The following is a 21169-nucleotide window of genomic DNA, read 5'->3' as shown; positions in this document are numbered from 1 at the left end:
GCTCGATGCAACCGTGTCGGCCGGACCGGCTGTTCCCGGCGCGGCCGTTTGGCCTTCCAGGCGTCGGCGTTTCAACGCGCTCGAGGTACAGGCGCGACCTGCACGTCGCAGCGCCACGTCGGATCCGACTTCCATCCGGCGCCCGCCATGAGATTCCGACACGAAGTTTGAGACCCTACAACAGTTCGCCTGGGGCAGACAGGAAAGATCGCGGAAGGGGCTGGCCAACGCGTCTACGGCATGTCAACGTAGACGCCTCCCCAGAAAAGTGCCAGGTCAGAGAGGTGATGCCGGTGACTGTGGAGGTTGCCCAGCCCGGATTCGTCACGAGTGTGGAGGCTCTGCGGCTGCGCTCCTGGCAACTCGGTCCCGGCCAGCCGACGTTGGTGACCGACCAGTTCACAGACGCCGAGTTCAAACTGGTCGTGGATGATCGCGCCGATGTCCATGTGAACAGCAAGGACGGGCGGTTCTACCTCGGTTGGTTCCCGACGGGCCGTCCCGGCACCGACGGTGAGGGCTGGGTGATCGCGGTCACCGGCACCGCGAAGACCCGTGGGTACCGGATGTCGTTCGACACCGAGACCCCGGCGGACATCGTCGCCGCCGCCGTGGCCCAGGTCCTGGCCACCTCACAGTCGCTCTGAACGGCATTGCTGCCCGCAGCACGCCGCCGGGTCGTCCGTCACCACGTACTCTGCCCTGCCGTCTGTGGGGCACCCCTGCCCGCTACTGCGAGGAAGAAAACTGTGGACCCTCACCTGCCCGAGATGACCGTCGGTGACCTCATCGACCTTCTGTCCGCCTGTGACCGTGACACGCCGGCCCGGCTCGCCATCAATCCGTTCTTTCCCATGGCCCACCGCATTGGCGGGGTGATCGCCTCCCAGGACGAGAGCGGCAACCCTCTGGTCTTCATCGCCGAGGCCAAGGACGCCGACCAGATCGGCTACCTGCCCCCGGACATCGCCGTCCAGCTCACCTGGCACGAGCCGACCGAGGCTCCCTCACACCGCCGACGCAAGGCGACCGGGCCGCGCGACGGCGGCAACTGAATCCCCCACGACCACACGGAGGCGCCCCTGCACCCGCACCACCCCGACCCTTCCCAACCCGACTCGCCGGACCCGGTGTACTGGGTCACTCCGCGCCATCTGGCCGGTGACGACGGCGCTCTCGCCGAGCGGATCGGCGACCTGCTGACCGGCATGGGCTGGCGCATGTGGCCCACCTCCCGCCACACCCTGCTGTATGTGAGCCCGGACGAGCTCCGCGGCGCCGAGTGGATCCTCGCCGGCTACCCCTTCGAACTCGGCGGACTGCCGGTGGCCTGGCAGCTATCCGTCCGGCCCCACGCCGCGAGCGCCATGACGGAGTGGAACGCTTACTTCACCCCCGGCGTCCCGCACGAGGCGCTCGCCGACCTCCTCGTCGCGCTCGACGCCCGCGAAATGCCCGATGCTGGGTTCGACGACGCCAACACGGTCATGGCCGCGCTCGTCGCCCAGGGCTGGATCCGGGATGTGGACCGCCCCCGAACGACTGCCACTGACCCCGGCTTCGCCTCCAGCATGTCGCTGGAGGAACTGCCCCCGCTCATCCAGGACGCTGATCCGCGTCCCGACCTGATGGGCTGGCAGGCATGGGCGGAACCCATCCTGGGCGCCCCCTATCTGTGGTGCGCCAACTTCAGCGCCAGCGTCCCGCACGACCTGGTCGCAGTCTTCGCCGCCTCGCTCGCCTCTCCGGTCCCCGTGCCACGGCGCACCCTGCCGGAGGGCGCGCAGGAGCGGCTCACCGTCGTGCGCCGTGACTGACAACGAACTCCTCATGCTGGCCGCAGGGTTGTCGCCCTTGGCTGTAGCCCCCGAGAAAGGACTCCGACCTGTCCGTTCCGCACCTGTCCCCTGGACGGCTCGCGCTCGCCAACGCCATCGCGGCGGCCGGACCAGGCCGGCACTACCTGCACGTCATCCGCCCAATGGTCGCCCAGGAAGCGCTCGCCGAAGTCCTCTACCTAGGCAGCAACCAGCTCGCCCTCGGGCCGGTGAGCGCGGAACACTTCGACCGCCTGACGCGCTTGGTGGACCAGGCCCTGTCAGATGCGAGTAATCGGTGGGGGGCGTCCGTGCTGTCGCTGGTGTCGGACTCACCCACCGACGCCGGCCTGGTCCGGACGGTGACCCGCTACATCATCGAAGACGGGCAGTGCACCGAGGCTGCAGAGCTGAACGAGCGCGCCTACGGCGCCTGCCCAGCCGCGCTCGCCTGGGCGGAGGCCGACAGAGCGGCCGAAGACGCACACACTCTCGCCACCCTGCCGGGCCGCTTCGACTTCATGTGACGACACCCCTCGTCACACGCCCGCCCCACACTGATTGCCTGGAGGTCTGCTTGCCCCTGCCGCTGATCCGGCTGTCCATCTCTCCCACGAACGGCACCGCTCATCACGGCGTCATGATCGGCGCCCAGCCGTTGACGGTGTGTGTCACGCACTCGACCGATCTCGCGCCGATCGCGGAAACTACGGCGCACTCTCTGTGCCAGAGCTGTACGCGAGCCTGGCTCATCCTCACCACGCAGCCGCACCCCGGCGGCGAACCCGATCTCCGGCCTGCCATCGGCACCGGCAAGAGTGCCATCGCTCACCGGCCGATCCCGGGTCATCTGATGGGCTACTGCGGCAAACCGCTCGACGCCCGCCCGACCTCGGCCCGGCGAGTGTGCGCCAACTGCTCGGCTCTTGCGGCGGCTCTGGAGCGTTTCCACCGTCTCGCGGGCGAGGTGAGCCTGCTCTCCGTTGGCTCATGCCCGCGCGAGGAGGATCTGTTGTGGGCTTCCAGCGGGCGCGGCAACCTCGTCACCGGACACCGCCGCCACCTCGCCTCCGCCATGGGCTTGTGCAAGACGCCGCTGTCTGGCCCCAACCCCGACGCCACCAACGAATGCGCCCCCTGCCGCCAGGAATGGAGGATTGAGCGCGACCGGCGGGACGCAGCGCTTCCCCGCATGAGGACACGCGCCCGCTGGTGGCACCAGCGCCGGGAACTTCAGACCTTCCATGGCCGTGCCGCCGACCTCAACCCCGGCGATGCCTACACGCTGTCCGGCTGCCCGGACCAGCATTACGTCCTGACCGTGACCCGCCCCGCCCGGGGCCGACGGCTCGCCGTCCTCGTCTACGTGCTTGCCGACGACGAGATCGTGGAGCTGGGCATCCACCACGACCGCCTGCTCGCCATCGAACGGCCGGATACGCCGGAAGCGGGCATGCCCACGCTGCCCTGACTCCGCAGGGCGCCACAGGCGGCAGCCTGCTCTCCCGCAGCGACCGTGCCGTCTGTCACCCAGAACACCAGGGCCCGGTTCCCTCACCTTCGCCAAGGTGGGGAACCGGGCCCGTTTTCGATTAGCCAGGGCGCGCCGTGCTTCCTGATACTCGCAGGCACCCGGACGGTGCGAGGGCGCGGGATCAGGCTTTCGGCCGCCGTGGTCGCAAGCGCCGTACGAGCTGTTCGACATAGTGCCGGACGTGGGGCGGCATCGGCTCGGGCAGTGTGTCGAGTGGGAACAGGCGCAGGTCCTCGCCCTCGCCGAGGACCAACTCGTTCTCGGCGCCGTCCCATGCCGCGACGAACACGTGCGGCGGCGTCTTACCGTTCTCGTACGCGGTGACCGCGGCTTCCTCGATGATGTCCGGGACGATGCCGGTCTCTTCCAACAATTCACGCAGAATCGTCTCGAGCGGCGTCTCGTCCGCCTCGCGTCCACCGCCGGGCAGCGACCAGTGCCCCGGCCAGCCGATGCCGGCCTTGTCGTCCCGCAACTGCAGCACGACCTCATGGCGCGGCGTGGTGACGAACGCAAGGCACCCGCGGGTCTTCGCCGGACCGTCCGCCACGCTGGTGACCTCTTCTCGTACGACAGCATCCGGATGATCTACGGCCCGAAGCCAGAGCCGCACCACGGGTTTCACCGTCCCTGCGGTGTCCGGGGAACACGGTAGCGCCGGATGACGAATGCCCCGCCCCCTCTGACAAGCAGGGGAGGGACGGGGCAGGACGGTGTGCCCTAGGTCAGCGTGCCAGCGCTGTCCGCACGGCGCTAGCGAGGTGGGCATCGACGAGAGAGGGTGATCCGGAGACGACTACCAGGATCGTTCCGGTGCGGATCGCGGTTTGCTTGACGACGCTGCGCTGCCCGCCGGCGTTGTAGGTGAGCACCTGGCTCCAACGCTCGTCACCGAGCCGGGGCGCACCTGCCTTCCGGGTCTGCATGTCGATGAGCGTGCTGCCCACCGACACCTGGTACTTGGGGCACGACGTCATTGCGTTGAAGATCCGGTCCACGCCTGTGGACAGCTTCGTGGTCGTGTCGCTGTACAGCTCCTCGGACACCTCCGAGTTGCTGGAACCCGCGTAGGTGAAGGACGCCTTCGCCGAGCGGGGGAAGTCGAGGCTGCCGCCGGCCGCGGCCTGGCTACCGAGCTCGGCCAGCGCGGGGCAGCCGATCACGGTGACGTCGTCGTGCCGCTTTACGGTCGCGGGCTTGCGGGTGTAGCCCTCGCCCAAGTCGCTTGCGTCCAGGAGCCGCTCGGCCAGTGCGGCCGAGGACAGCGGCGTGGCCGCCGGGGCGTTGTTGTCCTCCGGGGATGCGGAGGCGGGCGTGGAGGATGCCGGGTTGGTGGCGGCGGAAGTGGTGTTAGAGCAGCCGGCCAGGGCCAAGACAACGAGGCCGAGGCTGAGGACGGTCGTGGTGTGCAGGCGCATGCGGAAACCCCTTGGTGGCACGGTGCGGACGGTCTGACCGGGCCGGCCCTCCGGTGCCGGCAGTACGAAGGAGGAAAAGGGGTTCGCGGGGTCAGTGCCCGAGGAAGCGCAGGCCGTCCTCAAGGGTGGGGTGCCAGTGGTCGACGGGACCGGAGTTGCGGTTGAACCAGGCGGCGTCCAGCCGTGGCTCCTTCACCTGGTGGCCGGCGGTGCACCGCAGCCACACGGAGTCGTCGTTCATGTTGAAGACGATCCAGTCCCGGTATGCGCCGCACTGCGGGCAGGCGTGGACCTCGCCGTTGATAACGAGCGGGGGCATCCAGCGCATCATCACGCCTTCGACGTCATGCCTCGACGGTGCCCGCAGGTCGGCCGGCGGGAAGTCCGGCACCACGGCCTCCGCTTCGTCCGCGGCAGGGGGTTTGGCCTGGACAGTGTCACCGGGCCAGGGCTCGTGTGCGTGCATCTGGAGCAGCACGAGCGCCTCACGCTGAGCGTTGCGGAATTCCCGCTCCTCGCGGGCACGTCGTCGGAACATGCGGTCTCCATCCCTGTGTCGTCTGGCGGGCCCATGGAGAGTGCCCTAAGCATCTGACCTGCCGCAACGTTGAAAATTCAGAATCAGCGGGGCTTGCGCGACCGGTCCGTACGGCGCGTGGAACCCTTCGCGGTACGCCCGCTGGTCCGGGCTGCCGCAGTGGTGCCGGGTTCGGGCATCGTGGAGGCATCGGCGGGCAGATCCGCCATGCGCCGCAGCCGCCACACCAGCACGTCGCTGATCGCGTCGGCGGTTTCCAGTTCCCGCCGCTCGGCGGCTTCGGCCAGCAGCGCGGCCGGGTCGTGTCCCACGCTCTCGGCGTCGGCCAGGGTGGCCGCCAGGGCGTACCAGCCTGACTCGGCCAGGACCTGCTCGGCCAGCTCGGGCACCGCTTGGCGCAGGTGCGCGATCTGCTTGTGCAGCAAGGGCTGGGACAGGCGTCGGCCCCGTTGGTACAGCACGCCCACGGGCATGCCGGCGGCGGCCTGGTAGGCGGCGCGCAGGTGTTCGGCGGTCTCGCGGGCGGCGGTGGCCTGCTGGGCGTGCTGCTTCTTGCCGTGCCAGTGAGCAGCGGCGGTGACGAGGAAGAACGCCATGTCGATCAGCATCGCCGTGGTGGCCCCGTCCTCCCCGCGGCCGAGTGCGGGCCCGCTGTAGACGAGGTCGCGGGCGGCCTGGCGCAGGGCGCGGTCGTGTCCGCGCTCGGCCTGGATGTGGGAACGGGTGGCTCGCTCGAACGCGAAGGCAGCCTCGCGCAGTTGGGCACGGGTGTGGGCGGCAGAGGTCTTGGCGAGCGCGTCAAGAACTTCTCCGGCTGCGGCGATCTGCGCTGCCACCACCGCGTCGTCGCCCTGGTCGATGACCAGCAGCGCTTGCCATGCCGCCGTGGCCGCCTGGCGCCGCGCTGTGGCCGGACCGCTCGGCACAGGGCCCCCGCGGTGGTCCGTCGGTGCCTCGTCCTCCGGGCTGGGAGTGCCGTCGCCGGACCAGCGCTTGCGGATCTGCGGCAAGGACAGGTCCGGTGCGAGCGTGGAGCCCGCATAGAACACCGGCTCCTTGTCCCCGTTGCGGTCGTCGGGCAGCGCGACCTTGTACCCGAGCAGGTCACCGGACGGCGCGACGCGCTTGTGGATCAGTACACCGGCGGCGGCCAGCCGGTCGAAGAACTCGCTCTCGCTCCCGGCCCCGGCCGCAGCCTGCCGCACTGTCTCGCGCAGTTCCTCGCGTGCGGGACGCTCTCGGCCCTCGCGTTCGGCCTTGTGACGCTCGGCGCTGGTGGGGCGCCTGGCGGCCGTTCCGTCTCCGGTGTTGAGCTGCTTGAGGCCGTACTCGGCTTCGATCAGCCGGGCTTCAGCCTGGGACCGGGCGGCGTCGTTGTGAAGACGGGCCTTGCGGCCGTCCTCGCGCACGGTGGTGGCGATGATGTGGATGTGGTCGTCAGCGTGGCGTACGGCTGCCCAGCGGCAGCCGGCGTCGTCGCCGTCCGGAGCGATGCCGGTGGCCGAGACCATGCGGCGGGCGATGTCCGCCCACTGCTCGTCGGACAGGATCGGGTCGTCCGGCGCGGCGCGCACAGACAGATGCCAAACGTGTTTCTTGGGGCGACGGTGCTGGGCGATGCCCACGACGGGCTGGTCCAGCAGCCGCTGCAGGTCTGCGTACGTAGCGTTCGCGTCGCGGCCGGGGTCCGGGGCCAGCGGGTCCCAGGCCGCGACGAGGTGAGGATCGACGTGCTCCTCGTGGGTGCCAGGCCCGTACAGGTAGTACAGCAGGCCGATCGTGCGCATGCCGCGTTGGTGGACTCGGGGGATCATCCGGCTCGGGTCTCGGTTTCCAGGTAGTGCTCGGTGAAGGCGTCCACGCGGCGTGCGGCGCGGTGGACGGCGTCGAGGACTGCTTCGGCGTGGCGGGCGTCGGCACCGGAATTCACGGCCTTGGCCACCTGGTTGACGTTGTTACCGACGTGCGCGAGGTGGCGGCGCAGGGCGAACAGCTCCGCGATGACCTCACGTTCGCCGGCGACCTGGGCAGCGGTGCGGGTCAGGTCGCGGGCGGCGCTGAGGGCGGCGTGGGCGAGGAACCCGGACGGGGTCATGGCGCAGGCGGCAGCGGCGTCGATGAGGGCTTGCTTTTCTGCGTCGTTGAAGCGGCTGGCGATCAAGTGGATTCGCTTGCTGGCGCTGGGCTGGCGCTGGCGGTTGCGTGCGGGCGGCGGCTTGGGAGCGCTGTGGGCGCAGTGGGGGTTGTGGCACGAGTGAGTGTCTTCTCCCTCGGGATGCGGTCCGCCCTCGGTCGCATCCCGCCGGTCCAGCGCCCCCCGGTGCTGGACCGCTCCCGCCACCCCCGGGGCGGGTGACTCAAATGTAGTACCGACGGGAGTACTACATTTGGGATAACTTGCTCGCGATGGGGTCGAGTTGGGATCGAGAGCAGGTTCCGGGGTGGTGCCGTTGTCAGTCGGGTTCGTCATCGGAAGTCGGGCCTCGTGGTGCGGAGATGATGCTGCACGGTGGCGGCCAGATCGAGGACGTCGGCCGGCCCGGTGAGGAGCCGGACGGGCTCCTCGGGCTTGTGCTGGACGAGCCATTGGCCGCTCGGGAGGCGCACCATGGCGTGCATAAACCGTCGGCGGACCAGGACGATCGCCCAGGCATCCGCCTCGGCGGCCATGCGTGGGGATGGGTGAGCAGGGCGGTGAATCACAGGGGGTGTCTCCTGAAGCTGGGCGGGTAGCCCGACGCGGGGCCGGGCTACCTGAGCGATGAGGGTGGCTCCGCGTGGGCCTGACCTGCTTCTTTCAGGTTGTTAGCCGCACTCGGGGCAGCGCGCGAAGTGGCGGCTCATGGCCCTGGCCATGTTGCGTTTCACCGTGATCGCCTGTTTCGCGCTGGTCTTGGCCGGCGGGGTGCCGGCGTTGCGCTCCGCGTAGGCGGTCAGGAAGCGGATGTCCCTCTCGAAGTCGGACCTGATATGCGACATGCGCGGGCACGTCTTCACCGTGTGCTCCTCTTCTTGGTGGACGTGGCCGTTTCACGGCGCAGGCGGTCCAGGACCGGTGTCAGCCGGTCGTTGCGGATGCCGATGTCGTGGGCGCGCATGATCTCCCTGAGCTGCGTGCGCGTGACCTCGGCATTCCCGTCCCGTTCCAGCAACGCGGGTACATGGGGACGGAGTTGGGCGACGAGCTGCTCCACAGTCGGCCGCTGCCTCCGGGACGGCTTGCCCTGGCCGGTGCGGGACCGGTTCCGGGACGCCTTCGGTCGCCTGTGCGAGTGGGCCTTTTGGGGACGGTCCCCGGTGGGTTCGGTCCCCGTTTCAGAGCCGGGCTCTCCTCGGTCCCCGTCGTCGGGGACCGGATGGGGACGGTCCCGGTTGGGCTCGGTCCCCGCTTCGGCATCGCGGTGCCCGTTGCCGGGGACCGATTGGGGACGGTCCCCGGTGGTCCCGGTCCCCGTTTCGGCGAGCGAGTCTGCGTGGTCCCCGCTGCTGAGGTCCGACGCCGGGGACGGGCTACTCTCGGCCTGAGCTGCGGGTTTGTCCCCGCGTTCCTCGCTCGCCTCAGCGTGTTGTTCCGCGCTGTCGGTCCCGGGGACCGCGTTGCCTTGGTCCCCGTTCGCAGCTTCGCTGGCGGCGTCCCCGTCCCGGTCCACTGTGGTGCCCAGGTCCCCGGCCGATTGCCGGTCCCCGGACTTGGGGACGGCGGCGGGACGGTCCCCGCTCGGGATGGGGTCGGTCCCCGGGACCGGGTCCCCGTGGCCCCCTGCGCCACCGTCCCCCTCCGGTGAGGCGTCGGTGGCGGGGACCGAGCGCTGGGGGACCGGGCGGTCCGCGTCTGGCGTCCCTCCGGTGAGGGGCAGGGGACCGTGGTCCCCGCACTCGGCGTCCCGTGACGGCTGTGTCCAGGGCGAGGGCAGATCGACCGTGGCGAGCGCGGCGGCATGCCGCCGCGCGGCCAGTTGGTCGAGGAACGTGCGCAGCTGCTGGGGGTCGCTACCGACGCCGGAGCGTCCGAGGGCGGACTCCAGGCGCCGTGTGATCCGTTTGCCGCGCCGGTTCGTGCGCTGCTGCGGGGACAGTCCGGCAAGCCGGGTGGCCAGGGTGACCGCGCGTGCGGTGGCGCGGTCACGGGTGATCTGGGCGGCGTCGCGGTCGCGCCTGGCGATGCCGAGGCGGGAGAGCAGGCGTTCGCGTGCTTCGCGGCCGAGGACGGCCAGGATGCCGTGCGAGGCGGCGCCGGGCTTGCGCAGCCGCAGCTCGATGCCCATGGCCTGGTGCCACAGCATCGCCGCCAGCATGGGGCCGACGAAGGCCCGTACGGTTCCGCCGACCGGGCCGGATTCTGCGTAGGCGGGGATCACCTGCACGCCGGTGATGATCCAGACCAGGGTTCCGGGGAGGCCCGGGGTGCCCTGGGTGGCGAGGTTCTGGCGGGCCATCAGCGCGGTGGCGAACAGGGCGAGTTCGGCGGCGGCGAACATTGCGGCGCGCTCGGCGGTGCCGGCCATGTCGAGGTAGTCGGCGGCGAACCGCCAGCTGGTGTCGGCGCTGTAGACGGTGCAGCCGATTGCGGCCAGGGCAGCGACCCACACTGCTGGGGTGGACGACCGGGCCGTGCCCGCGCCGCGACGGCGGCGCACAGTGAGCCAGCCGCCTGCGAGCACGGCGAGGCCCGCAAGGGCTGCGGCGGCGGTGAGCAGGTGTGCGAGGTCGATGGAGACGCCGGCCAGACGGAGGGCGATGGGGTGGGTCATGCTGCCTTTCCGAGCGCGGCGATCAGGGAAGTGGTGTGCACCTGGCGGGGCACGGGCGAGGCGGTCACCTCGGACTCGTCGCCGTCCTCGCCCTCGTCCTGGGGGTGCTCCTCGTCGGTGGCGTCGGTCTCCTCGTCGTACAGGCCCCAGTAGCGGTCGCGGTCGGTGACGTCGTGGGCGGCCTGTCGCATCAGGTCTTTGGCCCATTCGAGTTCGAGCTGGAGCGTGTAGGCGAGGCGTTCGACCGTCCATCCGCGGGCGTAGGCGTGACGGACCACGGCTTCGCGCTCGGCTTCGCTGAGGTGCACGACGCGTCCCTGGAAGGCGGCGAGTACGCGGCTGTAGTCCAGGCGCTTGCTGACCCTGGCGTGCCAGGGGCGGCGTTCGGCCTCGGTCAGCCCGCCCCACATGCCGTGGCGGATTTCGTTGTCGAGGGCGTAGTTGAAGCAGTCCTTCTTGACCGGGCACCGGCCGCAGATGGACTTGGCCTCGGCGATGGCCGCGTGGCTGCGGGGAGCGTGGAAGAACAGCTCGTCGGCGTCCTCGGCGGTCATGCCGTAGCACAGGCCCCGGGCGTGCCAGCTGTGGTCGGCGATCCCGCGCAGCGTCGGGCGCGCGGTGCCGTTCGTGGTGATGGTGCGCAAGGAAGTCTCCGGGTACGCCTCGGTGGGGCGCGCGGTGCCGACGGCGGGTGGATACGGCGCGGCGCGGTGATGAGGCGGGGTGAGGGCGCGGCGGTGCCGCACCGGAGGTGGCGTCAGGGGGAGGGGCCGGGCTTCAGCGGCGTAGGAAGCGGCGGTCCGGGCCGGTGAAGTGGACCGGCGTGCACATGCCGGACAGGCGGGACAGGACGCGGTCGCCGATCTTGTCGCGGAGGACCGGCTGCTGCGGGGGCACGCTGCGGTCGCGGACGGGCGGCAGGTTCGTGGTGAAGATCGTCGGCAGGCGATTCTGGCAGCGCCAGTTCACCAGCCGGAAGGTGATCTCCTCCGTCCACTCCGAGCCCTTGGCGGCGCCGAGGTCGTCGAGCAGCAGCAGCGGCACCCGCACGATCCGGCGCAGCATGTGCTCCGGATCCACACCGGCCCGCGGGCGCATGTCGGCATACAGGTCGGCGGCGGTGGCCGCGTGCCAGGTCACGCCGCACCCGGCGGCGGTCAGGGCCCGGATCGCCCCGTACGCCTGGTGGGTCTTGCCGGCCCCGGTGTCACCCCACAGCAGCAGCGACGGGCCGTGGGCGATCCGCCGGCGCCCGGCCGTGCCGAAGTGCGGGTTGAGTCCGCCCGCGTTCGGCTCGACGGCCGCCTCGGTGATGGTGCGCACCCAGGCGGCGACGTCGGGGTGCTCGACCACGGCGTCGCGGTAGTCGACCGGGATGCGCTCCTGCGCGGCTTCCAGGGCCGGGATCGGCTCCGGGGTGTCCGGCAGCGCTGCGGTCGGGTCGATGCCGCGCTCGGCCAGCTTCGCCTCCAGGCGGGCACGAAGCCGCTCCCCGATGGCGGGCTGCGGGTCGGCGAGGTGCGCGCGGGTCACAGCCGGCCTCCGAACGTCGTCGGCTCGGTCGGGTTGAGGTACGGCGTGTAGCGGGACGTGCTGGTGCTGGCCCAGGGCCCCGCGCCGGAGGCGGACGACGGCACCGAGGCAGCCTGCGGGGCAGCGTTGACGACCTCATTCACCAGGCTCGGCAGCACGCTCGGGTGCAGCCCCTTGGCCCGCAGCCGCTCCAGCGCTACGCGGATGTCCTGCGGCTCGAAGCGCTCGTCCAGCAGGACCTTGACCTTGCGCCCCAGCAGCCTGAGGAAGTCCTCCGGCGGTCGGCGCGAGCAGTCCCGGATGTACTCGGCCACCAGGTCCTTGGCGGAGATTGATCCGGAGACGGAGTCGGGTGCGGGCGCCTCGCGCCCCGTAAGGAAAGATCCAGGATCCAAGATCCTAGATCCAGAGCGGGAGTCTTCCGGTAGTCCTCCCGTAGTCCTCCCGGAGTCCTCCGGGAATGCCGCCCGACCTGCAGTTTTCCCGGACGGTGCCGCAGCAGGGGCAGCGAGCCCGTCGGGAGGCACAGACGCAGGTTCACCGGCGGCGGCGGTGGACTCGGCGGGGGCGGTGGCGGCGGGAACGGGGCTGTGCACCGCTCCCTGCAGGCTCCCGTAGTCCTCCCGGAGGTTTCCGGGAGACGTCACGGAACCCTCCGTGCGCGCCGTGGGACAATCTCCGGTCTGGCACTTGCCGCACGGCTGATTGCCCTGGTGACTGGGGCAGCGCGACACACGGGACGCCGTGGGCTTGTTGATCTTCTGGTGCTGCTCCCACGTCACGACGTGGAGCCACGTACGCCCGTCACAGCCCGTGTAGCGGCAGATCAGCCCAGCGGTGGCCAGCTCCTCCAGGTCCTGGGCGACGTGTGCGGCGGTGTGCTCCGGGCGCAGGGCCCACAGCCGACCGGCGATGATCGCCGGGTGGTCGCGGTGACGGCCGGAGTCATCGGCCTGCGTCAGCAGCCCGATGAAGGTGAGCATGGCGGTAACCGAGCACTCGGCCAGCGACTCCGACTCGAACATCTCGGGCTTGACGGTGCGGATGCGTGCCATCAGGCATCACCGCCACTCCGCTGCACCGACGGGGTGGAAGGGGCACAGTCTGCCGCGCCGGCCAGGCACAGTGGCCTTTTGCGCAGGGCAGTCGACATGCGAAACTCTCCTGTGAAGTGAGCCCGCGCCGGTACGCCCCGTGGAAAGGGCCGGTGCGGTGATGGGTGAATCTCCCGCCCTTGGACAGGCAGGAGTGTCATCTCGCGATCGGCGTCTGTGAGTTGCACGCTCTCAGGCGCCGACGCTGTTTTCAGAGCCGTAGCCCTGTGCTCGGGGCGGTGCGCGTCGCAACGCTTCTCCTCTCGTGCAGGTCGCGGGGCCGGTGCCCCGCGGGGGGACCAGCAACATACGTGTGACCTGGCACGACATCCAGACTTAGCTCTTGAATCCTCTACAACTTGTCGCGGCGCCGCCGAGGGCGGGCCGAGGAGGCGGAGCGAAGCGAAGGGGCGGCGGTCCCCGGAGTCACACGGCGCACGCCTCGAGCGGGCTGGCCGCTCGGCTTAAGAGGTGCTGCGGCATAGCTCGGACTTCCTGACGGGGATGGAGAGAACGGGATGCCCGCTGCAGGGCGGGGCGCTACCGGCCCCGGACACGCAGATGGAGCACGCCGCGCCGTCGCGAAGAGGGGACCTCTCGCACGAGGCGTGGGCCTCACCGCAGCCAGGAGGGGCTGGTGGGGAGGCCGAAGCCAGAGGGCCAGCTGTATGCGAAGGCACCCTGTTTTCGCTAGGCTGAAGGTATTCCCAGCTGAAGTAAAAGTCAACAAAATGCATTCACTTCAACTTGCAGAAAAAACGAGGTCTGATGCCTGCCCGTCACTTCGACCGACACCGTGCTCGCGCGGTACGGCGAGCTGCCGACATCCTCCAGAGCGAGGTGGCGGCACAGTTGGGCGTATCCGACTCCGCGGTGGCGAACTGGGAGGCCGGCCACTCCTCGCCCGATCCGGAGAAGCTGCCCGCATACGCGGCGGCGCTCAAGGGTGACCTGGACGATCTGTTTCCCCGTACCGGCCTGCCCGACCTGGCTGATCTGCGCTGCGATGCCGGCATCTACCAGTACGAGACGGCCGAAGTGATCGGAACCAAGAGCGCCGGCCCGGTCGCGGGAGCCGAACGAGGTGATCGCCGGCTCAAGGACAAGTACGTCCCACCCCTGGCAGCGAAGTACGGCGTCAGTGAAGCGGAGCTGCGCCGGGCCGAAGACCGTTCCATGGCCGCCGCGGAGGCGAGGAAGAACGGCACGGCGGCAGGGCCGGGGGCCCAGGAAGCTGCTGCCGCGGAGCTCAACGGACCGCCGGGATCCCTCGCCGAGAAGATCACGCTGATTCTGCAGCGCTCGTACCCCGGTCCACAGGGACCTCCCTCGGACGCCGAGATGGCGGCCGACCTGAATGCCCATGCCGGGGCGGCGATCATCTCCGAGGAGGACTTCGCCGATCTGCGGACCGGTGTCACGGACACGGCGCCGCCCGCGGTCCTGGACGCGCTGGCCGCCGTGGTCGGCGTGTCTCGGTTGTACTTCGAGCCGGACGAGGCCGTGGCCGCTCAGGTCTATGAGGGGCTGCAGCTGCTGGCCGCCGCGAAGAAGGGCGCCGTGGGCCGAGTGAGGGCCCGCGGCCTGGGCTCGCGGGGTCTGTCGCCTAAGGCGCTGGCGCTGGTCAACGAGCTGGTGGCGGAGCTGGAGGAGAAAGAAGTGGACACGGGCAAGTAGTCCGGCCCGCAGCCGATGGGGTGCGGGCCGGTGGCGTGGCTACTGCTCCTTCTGTGCCGGCGAGTCCGGCTCGTGCACTCGTCCTGCCGCGATCACAGTACGGATCTGGCGGAGGGTGCTGAGGTCGTCCAGCGGATCTCCGTCGACGACCAGCAGGTCCGCGAGGAGTCCGGGTGCGATCCGGCCCGTCTTCCCGCCGAGCCCCAGGGCTCCGGCCGCGTCCGCGGTGGCCATGTCGAGGATCCTGCTGTTGGGCAGGCCCAGATGCTTGTAGAAGGCGAGTGCTGGCACGAGCCCGTCGAACCCGGCTCGCTGCACGCCGGCGTCCGTTCCGGCAACGAGCTTGGCGCCGGCCTCGGCCATCTCCCGGACCAGGGCGAACATGGCTGCCGCACGCTCCTCACCGAAGAACTTCGGCAGCATCTGCCAATGCGGGCTCACGGCCGGGCAGACCACGATGCCCTGGTCGATGATCTTCTTCAGGATGTCCCGACGAAGGTCGAAGCCGTCGGCAGTCATCCAGGTGCAGTGCTCGATGGTGTCCACACCGGCGTCCACGGCCGCGGCGATACCGTCCGTTCCGTGAGCGTGCGCGGCCACCGGCACGCCCGCCTGATGGGCCTCGTCCACCAGGGCGTGGAGTTCCTCCGTGGAGAACTGGCTCTGCCAGCTCTTCGGTCCGTCCTTGGTCAGGCCGCCACCGGTCACCATCGCCTTGATCACGCCGGCGCCGGCCGCGAGGTTGCGCCGCACGAGATCACGGACCTCGGCCACGCCGGAGACCTCGCCGCCCAGGAAATAGCAGTGGCCTCCGGGCGGAGTCGCCGGTGTGCCCGCGGCCACGATACGAGGGCCGGGAGTGCCGCCCCGGCTGATCTCCTCGTCGAGGCGGAAGGCCAGGCCGCCTCGGTCGCCCAGATCGCGGACCGTCGTCACACCGCTGGACAGGAGCTGCTCCGCGCGCCGGCGCATGTCCTGAAGCAGTCTCTCGTCGCTCGACTCGGCGAGGGTGGCCACAGGCTCGCCGCCGCCGTCGAACGCGAGATGCACATGCGCGTCGATCAGTCCGGGTACCACCGTTGCGTCGGGAAACGCCAGGGGCGTCCCGTCGGCGCGGTCAGCGAGCTGCGTGCGCGGCCCGACTTCGGTGATCGAGTCGCCCTCGACGAGGACAGCGCCGTCCTCCAGGTACGTCCCGGAGCCGGTCAGGACCCTGCGGGCGGTGATCAGCATCTCGTCTCGTCTCCCTCGTTCTTCCCACGGTCACGCGGGCAGCCGGAGCGCTTCCGACACCGCGATGAGCTGGCGGACATCCGCGTTCCGGTCGTCTTCCTGCGGCACCGCCAGGGCGACTGCCTGTCCCGGTGCCGGGTCGCCGTTCTTGATCATGGTCACGGCAGATCGCAGGCGCCGGGCCAGCTGAGTCGGCTCAAGGTCCAGCAGGTCGGTGCCGCCCTCCCCGCGCACCAGGTAGGGGCTGATGTCGACCAGTCCGTCCCGGCATTCCACTATCCGCCGGTGGTAGCGGCGGTGCACGCCGCGCGCCCGCCACCGGTCCCAGAACCCGCGGGAAGCAGGGCGCAACTCATTCTCGGGATAGACCTCGATCAGCAACTGCCACAACGGGGTCAGTCGACCGTGATCTCGCCGCCGACGCAGCCACAGCCGCGTCGCCGTGATCCTGGCGCGGACCCCCGAATAGGTGATGCCCGCGACGAAGAGCAGACTCGACACCACCAGCCCGACCGCCACGCTCGCCGTGAGCTGGTCCGGCACGGACCCCCCGCTCCACCGGACGCTGACAAAAACCGCGCGGACAGCGCAGGCCACCGCCATCGCTCCGAGGCCGATCGCGGTCATCCACAGCCCCGTAGCGTGCGGACGCCGCGACATGCGGGCATAACGGGCGGACCACCATCCGGCAGCCCCGAGCGCGTACATCAGATACAGGCCGGCGCCGACGTAGAAGAAGGCGACCTGGGAGATCGTCATATCCGCCGTGCTGAATGAGCCGGCGAGCGCCTCGTGCGGCACGCTCACGGCCGCCAGGATGATCGCCACGGCGACCGCGGCCACGACGGCGGCTTCCCACCGGGCGCGACGCCGCGCTCCCTGCCCGTCGGCCGAGTACAGGTAGAAGCACATCAGGAAGTAGACCGTCCCCAGCAGCAGGACGTTCTGGACCACCTTCGCCGCGCCGTGCCCGGCGACGGTGTCGATGCCGGTGCTGCCCCCAGGCATGGCCACTGGATAGGACAGACCCGCACATAGCAGGGACAGGGCGACCGAGCGGGTGGGCGCGTCGTGTGGGGCACGCGACCACAGGTAGAGCCGCCATATGACCGCAGCCGCGATGATCAGCAGGAGTATCTCGGTCACGGACTACAACCACCCTCGCCGGTCGCCCAGGGCGGACTGAACCCGACGTACCTCCGGGTCTTCCGACAGCGGGGGGAGTTCGTCGAGCACCGAGGACCACTCCAGGATGATCGTGGCCGCGAGCTCAACCGAGCACTCCTCCTGGTCCTCGTACGAGCAGCGGCGGGCGACCCGCCGGATCAGCTTGGGATCGAGGACGGGGATGAGGGTCGCCCAGCCCTCGACGAAGTCGTCCGGGGATTCCTCCGTCGACTCCTTGGCCTGGTCCTCCTCCCACTCGGCGACGAGGATGTGGAGGATCTCGTGGAGGATGATCTGCCGCTGGTGCAGCCGGGTCGTCTCCTGCTGGTACAGGATCACGTCTATATCCGGCATATCGATCCACAGCCCCGAGGGCCCCGGCTTCTCCAGCGGGAAGGGGCGCAGGGCGATCGGGCGTCCACGCCTCTCGCTGAGCGCCCGGACCAGCTCCTCCACATCCAGGGGAGGCTGAATACCGAGCTCTCGAAGTTCTCGCCGTAGGCGGCGGTGCAGTTCCCGCTCTACCGTCCGCTTCTCAGCGGTGCGCCACCGCTCCAGTCGGCGACGGCTTGCTGAGCGTTGCACAGGCCCCTTGGGGTCTGCCGCGCTGCGGTCATGTCTTTCCGACCACATCAGTAATCCCCTTCGCACCAGCCGTTGATCGCGCCGACACGAAGCCGGGCGCCGACCACGCCCGTGTCGACAGCATCCAGTCCCCTCCGCACAGCGCAGCCGCAAGTGGTCACGGGTGTCGAGGGCAGTGCGTCGTCGGTCGCGAGCGGCCGGGCCGTGAATCGCAGGACGCGTTCCCCAAGACTCCCAAGCAGCGAAAGATCACTAGCGCGAACGACCAAGGAAGCAAAGTCATATGCCGTCGGCATGCATCGGGAACGTCACCGGACATTACGCGAAGCTCGAACCGGCGCAAGGTCGGAAGTCACGGCTCACGCACACGCAGGTGTCGAGTGTGAGGTCGCGGCAAATCGGCACACATTGCTCTGGATCATGGCTTGAAGTTGGGCTTCACGCGTCGGCCGCAAGCGCCACAATCGCAACGAGGGGCAATCGCATCCGTTGTAAATCTGAGACATTTCGACTGATCTGAAAGCGAACATTTATCTATCAAAGTGGCGATGCGGTCCTGCTTGGAGAGTTGGCTCTGCTGTGGAAGTGGTCACTTTTGAGTCAATCGAGGTGCCGATCGTCGGTAGCCTCCAGGTCATGGCTAGTGAGATATCCAGCCAGACTCCTGGCTACTTGGAGTTCTGGTCTGAGTACCATCTGTGCACGTTGACGACGATGCGCTCCGACGGTAGCCCGCATGTGGTGCCCGTGGGCGTCACTCTGGACGCTGATGCGGGGATAGCTCGCGTTATCACACGCAAATCAAGTAAGAAGGTCGCCAACATCCAGGCGTCACGTCCCGGCGAAGCCCGCGTCGCCGTCTGTCAGGTCGCCGGGGGACGCTGGGCCACCCTGGAGGGCACAGCCGAAGTTGTCACCGACGCTGCCGCTGTCGATGACGCAGTGGCCCACTACGCCGACAGGTACGGCAGAAGGCCAGTCCCTGATCCCGAGCGCGTGGTCATCGAGATCACGATCGAGCGGGCTATGGGGCTGGTCAGCCATCCCCGCCCTGTGTCGACGGAAGGCGCCGCCTGAGCCGTAGCGCACGTCGCGGACCGAGACGCTGTCCACCAAAACTCCCGCCCCTACGACCGGTGGCGCAGTACTCGGAGAGCGGGCACCCGCTGTCGTATTCAGCGCGATGCGCTGAGACGGTCTTGTGCTATCCCACTGCGAGTCGCGGGCAGTTGGTTGCCGACGGCTGTTGACAGTTCGGCGGTCAGTGAGGCTCGCGCTGCTGTCGGCCTTCGGCGGCGGCGTGGCGGCCCCGTCCGCCAACCGCTTCGGCTTGGTCAGCCCCACAACCGCTGACCAGGTCCGGGCGGAGCTCGGCGATGCCATTGACTTCGTCCTGGTCGGCGGCTCCTTCGAGTTCGCGTCGAGGCGACCATCGTCGACGTCACGGGCGAGATTCCGAGTGGCCTTCGGCCCGGCGGGGTGACGCGCGAGGACCTCGAAGCGGTGCTGGTGTGTCCGATCGCGGTGCCCTCGACGAGCCGTTTTCGGGTCCCGGGGCCAGCACCCCTCCCACTACGCGCCGCGGGCGCGGGTGACCCTCGTCGAGCCGGAGAAGGTCGTCGCCGAAGCCGAGCTTGCACAGGAACTGAGTCACCGGGTGGGAGTCTTTCTTCCCCCTCCTTCGCCGGCGCCCCGGTGCAGGAGGACGCCGTGGTGCCGGTCCCCAGTTCGATGGCCGCCTACGCGCGCGGGCTGTACGGGTTCCTGCGCGAGCTCGACCAGCAGGGGTGCGACCTCATTATCGTGTCCTTGCCGGTGGAGGAGGGGCTGGGACTGGCGATCGCCAACCGGCTCCGCCGCGCCGCAGGACCCCAGCCCTCTTAGGTGACCAGCACCGACACCGTTCGAGGTTCCTGCCGGAGCGCCCACCGGATGCGCGTTCGGCCCCCATTGCGCATGGTCGTGCCACTCCTGAAGGAACCGTCCTGACCAGGTCCGCCAGAAAGGGGGCGTGTCCTCACTGCTTCCGGACATGGGTGCCGGACGGATTCGTCGCGGATTCGGCTGGGCGCTCTCCGGTCTGGCAGGCCGGGCACAGCTCGTGCCGCCCGTCGTCGGTGACGACCGTTCCCCATCCCGGGCACCTCGCAGCCCGCAACCCGCGCCAGGTCGGCGCTGGACGCACGTTCGGCTCCACCTTGCGGAGTCGTACGCCACGCCCGAGGTCAGCCTGGAGCACTTCCATTAGATCCACCGGCGAGTGCGCCGGGTTCGCCTCAGCCACGCTCCGCTGCGCATCGACTCCATCGAGCAGGTCGACGTCTCGGCGAACGCGCAGGACCAAGAGCTTCGCCTGGGAGACAATCGCCCGAATCCCGCTCGGCCCCACCCACTGTTCCGGCCGCGCCTCGAACCGCGCACGGTGTGTTCCGCTGTCGGCCGAGGCCCCCGGGCGGCTCTCGCACCGGGCCGTCATCATGGGGACAACTCACAGCGACGGAACGATAGTTGCCAGTTCACGGGAGGCCGTCGAGCATGAAGCGTCCGCAGATCGACCATGCGGCGGCCACCCTTGAACTGCGGGCCTCGGGCCTGGAGCCGATAGAGCCATATCCCGGAGTGACCTCCAAGCCATTCGCCGTCCGCTGCATCCAGCCGAAGTGCAAGGGCCACGTCGAGCCCTTTCCCGCATACCTCAGTGTGGTCCGGTCACTGGCCAAGAAGGGCCGGGTTGGCTGCGTCCACTGCAACAAGCGACACCGGGCCAATCAGCGCCGAACAGACATGATCCGGCTCGGGAACATGCTGCCCATGGTGGAGATACCAGACGTCAAGACAGCGGTCCGGTCCTGGTGCTTGCGCTGTTGGAGGATCTGCGAGCCCGGACCCCGGCTCGACAACATCAAGAACGGCAAACAGGGCGGCTGTGAGCACTGCGGAGGGAAGCGGCGCCTGTCGGACGACGTGGCTCGCCAGCGAGCACGGGAGTGGGGCTACTCCCCGGATCCGGACATCCCCTACAGCAACGACGCCACGAAGTGGCCGGGTCGCTGTCTGGCGAAAGGCCACTACTGCGAGCCAGTTCTCAACTCCCAAAAACGGCAAGGCCCTTGCCAGTCATGCGCCGATCACGGCTTCAAGCCCCACCTCCCGGCGATCCTCTACCTGGTCGTCAAGCCCGACCTGGTTGCAGCCAAGATCGGTATCTGCGAGGACAGCCCGAAGAACAGGCGACTGTACGAGCACGCTCTAAACGGCTGGATCACGATCGAGAAGATGCGGTTCGCAGTCGGTGCCGACGCCCGCAGGGTCGAGACTGCACTCGTCCAGTCGTGGCGTGCCCGCAACCTTCAGCCCGTTCTGGACAACGGCTACGGGTATGAGGGATACACCGAGACCGTTTCCCTCAACGCGATTCAGGTCAGCGAGATCTGGCCAGCGGTCGTGGGGATCGCCGCACGGGTGCTCGCCACGCCGCACGTTCCCCTCTGGCCGGCTCGCTGACCGTGCCTGCCCAGCGGCTCACCTGGCCGGCGGGCAGGCCGCAAACTCGGCGGCGTACGCCATCCAGTCCCATTGCTTGCCTGTTGCCATCGGACGGCGACCGACTGCTGAATGCCCAGCATGCGGGCCAGGATCGCGGCCGGAACTTCGCAGGCAAGGTTGAGGCCCGGCTTACGGCCATAGCGGGCGGTGGCGCGCTGGTGCTGGGAAGGGAGACCTCGACGGCGTCGACCAGCGCGCCGTGCTCACGCGCGAGGTATGAGGCGTACTTGCCGAGCCCAGGTCGCGTACACGGCGGTCGGCGATGTCCGCGAGGGC

General features: G+C 69.5%; 22 protein-coding genes and 1 pseudogene. 9 read left to right on the top strand and 14 right to left on the bottom strand.

Features of this window, described 5'->3' with window-relative positions:
* Positions 1 to 287: 287 nt before the first annotated feature.
* From ACFYR0_RS14480 to ACFYR0_RS14460, 5 genes are all read left to right on the top strand, one after another.
* Positions 288 to 647, top strand: coding sequence for a DUF317 domain-containing protein (locus ACFYR0_RS14480; RefSeq protein ID WP_389326507.1), 360 nt, complete (start codon positions 288 to 290; stop codon positions 645 to 647).
* 123 nt (positions 648 to 770) lie between these two features.
* Entirely contained in the window at positions 771 to 1055 is a 285-nt protein-coding gene (locus ACFYR0_RS14475; RefSeq protein WP_389327074.1) for a hypothetical protein, read from the top strand.
* A 75-nt stretch (positions 1056 to 1130) separates the two neighbouring features.
* Entirely contained in the window at positions 1131 to 1817 is a 687-nt protein-coding gene (locus ACFYR0_RS14470; RefSeq protein ID WP_389326504.1) for a DUF317 domain-containing protein, read from the top strand.
* A 164-nt stretch (positions 1818 to 1981) separates the two neighbouring features.
* Positions 1982 to 2344: a hypothetical protein gene (locus ACFYR0_RS14465; protein ID WP_389326501.1), complete on the top strand. Its 363-nt coding sequence runs from the start codon at positions 1982 to 1984 to the stop codon at positions 2342 to 2344.
* Positions 2345 to 2394: 50 nt separating this feature from the next.
* Positions 2395 to 3288, top strand: a complete 894-nt coding sequence (locus ACFYR0_RS14460) for a hypothetical protein (RefSeq protein ID WP_389326498.1) — start codon at positions 2395 to 2397, stop codon at positions 3286 to 3288.
* A gap of 184 nt (positions 3289 to 3472) precedes the next feature.
* Here ACFYR0_RS14460 and ACFYR0_RS14455 read toward each other — a convergent pair whose 3' ends face one another.
* From ACFYR0_RS14455 to ACFYR0_RS14405, 11 genes are all read right to left on the bottom strand, one after another.
* Positions 3473 to 3901 carry an NUDIX domain-containing protein gene (locus ACFYR0_RS14455; RefSeq protein WP_389326495.1) on the bottom strand — a complete coding sequence of 143 codons (429 nt, stop codon included), beginning with the start codon at positions 3899 to 3901 and terminating at the stop codon, positions 3473 to 3475.
* A 175-nt stretch (positions 3902 to 4076) separates the two neighbouring features.
* Entirely contained in the window at positions 4077 to 4769 is a 693-nt protein-coding gene (locus ACFYR0_RS14450) for a hypothetical protein (protein ID WP_389326492.1), read from the bottom strand.
* Positions 4770 to 4860: 91 nt separating this feature from the next.
* Positions 4861 to 5307, bottom strand: coding sequence for a hypothetical protein (locus tag ACFYR0_RS14445; protein ID WP_389326489.1), 447 nt, complete (start codon positions 5305 to 5307; stop codon positions 4861 to 4863).
* 83 nt (positions 5308 to 5390) lie between these two features.
* Positions 5391 to 7121: a relaxase/mobilization nuclease domain-containing protein gene (locus tag ACFYR0_RS14440; protein WP_389326486.1), complete on the bottom strand. Its 1731-nt coding sequence runs from the start codon at positions 7119 to 7121 to the stop codon at positions 5391 to 5393.
* Positions 7118 to 7468, bottom strand: a complete 351-nt coding sequence (locus tag ACFYR0_RS14435; protein WP_389326483.1) for a plasmid mobilization protein — start codon at positions 7466 to 7468, stop codon at positions 7118 to 7120. The genes ACFYR0_RS14440 and ACFYR0_RS14435 overlap by 4 nt, the downstream gene beginning before the upstream one ends.
* 305 nt (positions 7469 to 7773) lie before the next feature.
* Positions 7774 to 7977 (bottom strand): hypothetical protein, encoded by a 204-nt coding sequence (locus ACFYR0_RS14430; protein WP_389326480.1) that lies wholly within the window; start codon positions 7975 to 7977, stop codon positions 7774 to 7776.
* 135 nt (positions 7978 to 8112) lie between these two features.
* Positions 8113 to 8286, bottom strand: coding sequence for a hypothetical protein (locus tag ACFYR0_RS14425; RefSeq protein WP_389326478.1), 174 nt, complete (start codon positions 8284 to 8286; stop codon positions 8113 to 8115).
* A 14-nt stretch (positions 8287 to 8300) separates the two neighbouring features.
* Complete coding sequence (locus ACFYR0_RS14420; protein WP_389326475.1) at positions 8301 to 10058, bottom strand: hypothetical protein; 1758 nt, start codon at positions 10056 to 10058, stop codon at positions 8301 to 8303.
* Entirely contained in the window at positions 10055 to 10702 is a 648-nt protein-coding gene (locus tag ACFYR0_RS14415) for a WhiB family transcriptional regulator (protein WP_389326472.1), read from the bottom strand. Before ACFYR0_RS14415 ends, ACFYR0_RS14420 begins: the two co-directional genes overlap by 4 nt.
* A gap of 133 nt (positions 10703 to 10835) precedes the next feature.
* A complete protein-coding gene (locus ACFYR0_RS14410) occupies positions 10836 to 11591 on the bottom strand; it encodes an ATP-binding protein (RefSeq protein ID WP_389326469.1) in 756 nt (251 codons plus the stop codon).
* Entirely contained in the window at positions 11588 to 12646 is a 1059-nt protein-coding gene (locus ACFYR0_RS14405; RefSeq protein WP_389326466.1) for a hypothetical protein, read from the bottom strand. The genes ACFYR0_RS14410 and ACFYR0_RS14405 overlap by 4 nt, the downstream gene beginning before the upstream one ends.
* A gap of 807 nt (positions 12647 to 13453) precedes the next feature.
* On the opposite strand from ACFYR0_RS14405, the gene ACFYR0_RS14400 reads away from it, so the two are divergent.
* Positions 13454 to 14362 carry a helix-turn-helix domain-containing protein gene (locus ACFYR0_RS14400; protein ID WP_389326463.1) on the top strand — a complete coding sequence of 303 codons (909 nt, stop codon included), beginning with the start codon at positions 13454 to 13456 and terminating at the stop codon, positions 14360 to 14362.
* A gap of 39 nt (positions 14363 to 14401) precedes the next feature.
* Here the strand turns inward: ACFYR0_RS14400 and ACFYR0_RS14395 are convergent, their stop codons facing one another.
* Genes ACFYR0_RS14395 through ACFYR0_RS14385 form a run of 3 tightly spaced genes read right to left on the bottom strand, consistent with a single transcriptional unit; the run spans position 14402 to position 17218 of the window.
* Entirely contained in the window at positions 14402 to 15595 is a 1194-nt protein-coding gene (locus ACFYR0_RS14395; RefSeq protein WP_389326461.1) for an amidohydrolase family protein, read from the bottom strand.
* A 30-nt stretch (positions 15596 to 15625) separates the two neighbouring features.
* Positions 15626 to 16741: an MAB_1171c family putative transporter gene (locus ACFYR0_RS14390; protein ID WP_389326458.1), complete on the bottom strand. Its 1116-nt coding sequence runs from the start codon at positions 16739 to 16741 to the stop codon at positions 15626 to 15628.
* A gap of 3 nt (positions 16742 to 16744) precedes the next feature.
* Positions 16745 to 17218 (bottom strand): hypothetical protein, encoded by a 474-nt coding sequence (locus tag ACFYR0_RS14385; RefSeq protein WP_389326455.1) that lies wholly within the window; start codon positions 17216 to 17218, stop codon positions 16745 to 16747.
* 765 nt (positions 17219 to 17983) lie between these two features.
* On the opposite strand from ACFYR0_RS14385, the gene ACFYR0_RS14380 reads away from it, so the two are divergent.
* From ACFYR0_RS14380 to ACFYR0_RS14370, 3 genes and pseudogenes are all read left to right on the top strand, one after another.
* Positions 17984 to 18424, top strand: coding sequence for a pyridoxamine 5'-phosphate oxidase family protein (locus tag ACFYR0_RS14380; protein WP_389326452.1), 441 nt, complete (start codon positions 17984 to 17986; stop codon positions 18422 to 18424).
* Between the two features lie 111 nt (positions 18425 to 18535).
* Positions 18536 to 19231: pseudogene (locus tag ACFYR0_RS14375) on the top strand (L-threonylcarbamoyladenylate synthase); the annotation flags it as partial.
* A gap of 651 nt (positions 19232 to 19882) precedes the next feature.
* Positions 19883 to 20851 carry a hypothetical protein gene (locus tag ACFYR0_RS14370; protein ID WP_389326449.1) on the top strand — a complete coding sequence of 323 codons (969 nt, stop codon included), beginning with the start codon at positions 19883 to 19885 and terminating at the stop codon, positions 20849 to 20851.
* Positions 20852 to 21169 lie beyond the last annotated feature (318 nt).

It is taken from the genome of Streptomyces sp. NPDC005017 (assembly GCF_042873115.1).
GTDB lineage: Bacteria > Actinomycetota > Actinomycetes > Streptomycetales > Streptomycetaceae > Streptomyces.
This window is presented reverse-complemented; position numbering and strand designations above follow the sequence as displayed.

Bases quoted from the DNA above. Each gene is read 5' to 3' on its own strand.
- ACFYR0_RS14420 (WP_389326475.1), bottom strand. From the start codon at position 10,058: ATGACCCACCCCATCGCCCTCCGTCTGGCCGGCGTCTCCATCGACCTC.
- ACFYR0_RS14430 (WP_389326480.1), bottom strand. From the start codon at position 7,977: ATGGCCGCCGAGGCGGATGCCTGGGCGATCGTCCTGGTCCGCCGACGG.
- ACFYR0_RS14425 (WP_389326478.1), bottom strand. From the start codon at position 8,286: ATGTCGCATATCAGGTCCGACTTCGAGAGGGACATCCGCTTCCTGACC.
- ACFYR0_RS14450 (WP_389326492.1), bottom strand. From the start codon at position 4,769: ATGCGCCTGCACACCACGACCGTCCTCAGCCTCGGCCTCGTTGTCTTG.
- ACFYR0_RS14370 (WP_389326449.1), top strand. From the start codon at position 19,883: ATGAAGCGTCCGCAGATCGACCATGCGGCGGCCACCCTTGAACTGCGG.
- ACFYR0_RS14480 (WP_389326507.1), top strand. From the start codon at position 288: ATGCCGGTGACTGTGGAGGTTGCCCAGCCCGGATTCGTCACGAGTGTG.
- ACFYR0_RS14380 (WP_389326452.1), top strand. From the start codon at position 17,984: ATGGCTAGTGAGATATCCAGCCAGACTCCTGGCTACTTGGAGTTCTGG.
- ACFYR0_RS14465 (WP_389326501.1), top strand. From the start codon at position 1,982: ATGGTCGCCCAGGAAGCGCTCGCCGAAGTCCTCTACCTAGGCAGCAAC.
- ACFYR0_RS14475 (WP_389327074.1), top strand. From the start codon at position 771: ATGACCGTCGGTGACCTCATCGACCTTCTGTCCGCCTGTGACCGTGAC.
- ACFYR0_RS14440 (WP_389326486.1), bottom strand. From the start codon at position 7,121: ATGATCCCCCGAGTCCACCAACGCGGCATGCGCACGATCGGCCTGCTG.
- ACFYR0_RS14445 (WP_389326489.1), bottom strand. From the start codon at position 5,307: ATGTTCCGACGACGTGCCCGCGAGGAGCGGGAATTCCGCAACGCTCAG.
- ACFYR0_RS14400 (WP_389326463.1), top strand. From the start codon at position 13,454: ATGCCTGCCCGTCACTTCGACCGACACCGTGCTCGCGCGGTACGGCGA.
- ACFYR0_RS14405 (WP_389326466.1), bottom strand. From the start codon at position 12,646: ATGGCACGCATCCGCACCGTCAAGCCCGAGATGTTCGAGTCGGAGTCG.
- ACFYR0_RS14395 (WP_389326461.1), bottom strand. From the start codon at position 15,595: ATGCTGATCACCGCCCGCAGGGTCCTGACCGGCTCCGGGACGTACCTG.